This is a genomic window from Streptomyces pseudogriseolus, assembly GCA_002154585.1.
Lineage (GTDB): Bacteria > Actinomycetota > Actinomycetes > Streptomycetales > Streptomycetaceae > Streptomyces > Streptomyces pseudogriseolus.
This window is the reverse complement of record MUNG01000475.1, coordinates 1-4679: the sequence shown is the minus strand read 5'-3', so window position 1 is coordinate 4679 and position 4679 is coordinate 1. Positions and strand designations below refer to the sequence as shown.

The window sequence follows — 4679 nt, the reverse complement described above, 5'->3', positions numbered from 1 at the left end:
CGTTGATGGAGCCGATGCTGGTGGAGTTCCGTCAGGTCGCGGAAGGCCTGACGTACGCCGCGCCGGCCATTCCGGTCGTTTCCAACGTGACCGGTCGCCTCGCCGCCGAAGGCGAGTTGACCACCCCCGACTACTGGGTCCGCCACGTCCGCGAGGCCGTCCGCTTCGCCGACGGCGTCACCACTCTCGCCGCGGAAGGCGTCACCCGCTTCGTCGAACTCGGCCCCGACACCACCCTCACCGCCCTCGCCCAGAACTGCCTGCCCGACACGAACGGTTCACTGTTCGTGTCCACCCTCCGCAAGGACGACCCGGAGCACTTCGCCGTCCTGCGAGCGGCGGCCCGCATTCACGTCGACGGCGGTGAGGTCGACTGGACCGCCGTCCTGGGCGGGGGCGACGGGACGCCCGCGGTGGACCTGCCCACCTACCCCTTCCAGCGCAGCCGTTACTGGCTGGGTCCGAACGAATCGGCTGCTCACGCCCCGACCGGTCCCGCTCGTGTCTCCACCGTCGTCGACGACGCCTTCTGGTCCGCCGTCGAACGGCAGGACGTCACGCGCCTCGCCGCCGACCTCGACCTCCCCCCGGACACCCTCGGCACGGTGGTTCCCGCCCTGTCCGACTGGTATCGGCGCCGACAGGAGCAGGCGGAACTCGAGGCCCTGTGCCACGAGGTCACCTGGCGCCCCTTGACGGGCGACGACCTGGTGCCGCCCTCGGCCACGATCTCACCGGTGGACCACTGGACGGTCCTGATCCCCGAGGACCCGGACGCCACGGTGCAGGCGCTGGCCGGCGAACTCGCGGACGGGCTGGGCGCCCAGGGGCTCACGGCGCGGCTCTGCCACGTCGACGCCGCCGATCCCGCTGCCTGCGCGGCGGCCGTCCGTACCGCCGGTGAGGCGACCGGGGCCGTGCACGGCGTACTCTCGCTGCTGGGCTTCTCCTCGCGGACCGATGCCGTCGTCGCGACGCTCACCGCCGTGCAGGCGCTGGCCCGGGAGGTTCCCGGGGCGAGGATGTGGGCGATCACCCAGGGCGCTGTCACCGTCGGCGCCCCGGACCGCATCACCGACGTCTCGCACAGTGCCGTCTGGGGACTCGGGCGGGTCGCCGCGCTGGAACACCCGGACGTGTGGGGCGGGTTGATCGACCTTCCGGCGCAGACGGATCACCGCGTCTGGACGCGTCTGGCCTCCGCGCTGACGCGCCTGAAGCAGGGTGAGGACCAGATCGCCCTGCGTTCCCACGGCATCTTCGGACGCCGGCTGAAGCAGGCCGCGCCGCTCGCCCCACGCACCGCCCCGGCGGACGGACCGAGCGCGTGGACCCCGGGTGACGGCGCCGTGCTCGTCACCGGCGGCACAGGCGCCCTGGGCGCCCACGTGGCGCGCTGGGCCGTCCGGCAGGGCGCCCGCCACCTGCTCCTCGTCAGCCGCCGGGGCGAACAGGCCCCCGGCGCCGCGGAGCTCCGTACCGAACTCGAGGAGTCGGGCGCCCGCGTGACGATGGCGGCCCTGGACGTCTCCGTGCGCGAGGACCTGGCCGCGCTCCTCGCCGAACACCCCGTGGACGCGGTGTTCCACGCGGCCGGAGTGCTGGACGACGGGACGCTTCTCACCAGCGACTCCGACCAGGTGCGGCGCGTGATGGGTCCCAAGGCCGAGGCGGCGCTGCTGCTCGACGAGCTGACCAGGGACACCGACCTCAGCGCGTTCGTCCTGTTCTCCTCGCTCGCCGGAACCGTCGGCAGTCCGGGACAGGGCGTGTACGCGGCCGCCAACGCCGTACTGGACGCGCTGGCCGAGCGGCGGCGGGCCGAGGGCCTCCCCGCCACGTCCATCGCCTGGGGTCCCTGGGCGGGCGCCGGCATGGCCGCGGCCGCCGGTGACCGACGCCGCGGACAGGGAGCGGTGACCCCGCTCGCACCCGAGACCGCACTGTCGGCGCTGGAAGCACTCCTCAACGCGGGTACCGTCACCCGGTTGGTCGTCGCGGCCGACTGGAACCGTTTCGTGCCCGCGTTCACGGCAGCCCGCCCGAGCGCACTCCTCACACCGCTGAGCCCGGCCGCCCTGACGACCGCTCCGGGCCAGGCCGCATCCGCCCACGAGGCCGACACGGCCACGGGCGGCCTGCGCTTCCGCGTCGCCTCCCTGCCACGTGAGGCCGGAATACGCCTGGTCCTCGACGAGGTGCGCTCCCGCGCCGCCGCCGTACTCGGTCATACCGGACCCGAACAGGTGGGCCCGGAACGGGCGTTCCGCGACCTCGGTGTCGACTCGCTGATCGGGGTGGAACTGCGCAACGTCCTGGCGGCGGGCTGCGGCGTCCCCCTGCCGGCCACGGCCGTCTTCGACCACCCGACACCGCAGGCTCTCGCCACACACATCTACGGCGCACTGCGCGAGGGGATCGAGGCCGAGGACGCCCAGCCCGGGCAGGCCGCCGTCACCCCGGTCACGACGGCCGCTGTCGACGAGCCGGTGGCGATCGTCGGGATGGCGTGCCGTTTCCCCGGCGGCGTGGACTCCCCGGAGAGCCTGTGGGCCCTGCTGGAGGAGGGGCGCGACGGCATCTCCGACTTCCCCGCCGACCGCGGCTGGACCGGCCTGGACCTCCTCTACGAGCGCTACGTCCGCACGGAGGACGGTACGGCGGCCCTCGACCACGTGCGGGTGGGCGGCTTCCTCGACGATGTAGCGGGCTTCGATGCGGAGTTCTTCGGTGTGTCGCCGCGTGAGGCGTTGGCGATGGATCCGCAGCAGCGGTTGTTGCTGGAGTCGTCGTGGGAGGCGGTGGAGCGGGCGGGGATCGATCCGCGGTCGTTGCGCGGCGGCCGGGTCGGGGTGTTCGCGGGTACCAACGGGCAGGATTATCCGGCGCTGTTGGGCATGTCGGAGGGTGACTTCGGCGGGTATGTGGGCACGGGCAGCGCGGCGAGTGTGCTGTCGGGGCGTCTGGCGTATGTGCTGGGGCTTGAGGGTCCGGCGGTCACGGTGGACACCGCCTGCTCGTCGTCCCTGGTGGCCCTGCATCTGGCCGTGCAGTCGCTGAGGTCCGGCGAGTGTGATCTGGCGCTTGCGGGTGGCGTGACGGTGATGTCGACGCCGGGTGCGTTCGTGGAGTTCAGTCGTCAGGGTGGTCTGGCGGGGGACGGCCGGTGCAAGGCGTTCGCGGACGGCGCGGACGGCACCGGCTGGGGTGAGGGCGTCGGCGTGCTGCTGGTGGAGCGGCTGTCGGATGCCCGGGCGCGTGGTCACCGGGTGCTGGCGGTGGTGAAGGGCAGCGCGGTCAACCAGGACGGTGCGTCCAACGGGCTGACGGCGCCGAACGGTCCGTCGCAGCAGCGCGTGATCCGTGCCGCGCTCGCGGACGCCAGGGTGTCCCCGTCGGACGTCGATGTGGTGGAGGCGCACGGGACGGGTACGCGGTTGGGTGACCCGATCGAGGCGCAGGCGCTGCTGGCCACCTACGGGCAGGACCGTGACGCGGACCGGCCGTTGTGGCTGGGGTCGGTGAAGTCGAACTTCGGTCACACGCAGGCGGCTGCGGGTGTGGCCGGTGTGATCAAGATGGTGGAGGCGTTGCGGCACGGTGTCGTGCCGGCGACGCTTCATGTGGACGAGCCGTCGTCGCGGGTGGACTGGTCGACGGGCGCGGTGCGCCTGGTGACGGAGCGGCAGGAGTGGCCGTCGGTGGACCGTCCTCGCCGTGCGGGTGTGTCCTCCTTCGGCCTCAGCGGCACCAACGCCCACGTCATCCTCGAACAAGCCCCTCAGCAAGAGTCCGCGTACACACAGGACGCCGACGACGCGTTGGTGCCTTGGCTCGTGAGTGGCCGTAATGAGAGGGCCCTGCGTGCCCAGGCCGGTCGTCTCCTCGCGACTCTGGACGAGTTGCCCGAGCCCGGTGTCGTGGACGTCGCCGGCGCCCTCGCGCACTCCCGCTCGTCGTTCGAGCACCGTGCCGTGGTGGTCGCCGCTCACCGGGACCAGTTCGTCGAAGACCTGCGCGCCCTGTCCGAGGGCGAACCCGGCCCGCACACAGTCACCGGCGTCACACACCACGGCCGCACGGCCTTCCTCTTCTCCGGCCAGGGCGCGCAGCGTGCCGGCATGGGGCGTGAGCTGTACGACGCGTTCCCGGTGTTCGCGGACGCCTTCGACGCGGTGTGTGCACACGTCGGCGCGGAGCTGAAGGACGTCGTCTTCGGTGACGACGCGGAGCGTCTGGGCCGTACGGAGTGGACGCAGCCGGCGCTGTTCGCGGTCGAGGTGGCGTTGTTCCGGCTGCTGGAGTCGTGGGGTGTGCGCCCGGACTTCGTGGGCGGGCACTCGATCGGTGAGATCGCGGCTGCGCATGTGGCTGGTGTGCTGTCGCTGGAGGACGCCTGCACGCTGGTGACCGCGCGGGGCCGTCTGATGCAGGCCCTGCCGGAGGGCGGGGTGATGGTCGCGGTGGAGGCGGCCGAGGACGAGGTCCTGCCGCTCCTGAGCGGCCGCGAGGCCGAGGTGTCGGTGGCGGCGGTCAACGGCCCGAAGGCCGTCGTCCTCGCCGGTACCGAGACCGCCGTGACCGAGATCGCCGAGGCTCTGGCCGCTCAGGGCAGCCGTACCTCCCGCCTCCGTGTCTCCCACGCGTTCCACTCACCCCTGATGGAGCCGATGCTGGCG

General features: G+C 72.7%; 1 protein-coding gene. It reads left to right on the top strand.

Annotated elements, in window-relative coordinates:
- Nucleotides 1-14: 14 nt before the first annotated feature.
- Nucleotides 15-4679 (top strand): type I polyketide synthase (locus CCN29_RS31290; protein ID WP_143661427.1); only part of this gene is annotated, 4665 nt, incomplete at its 3' end.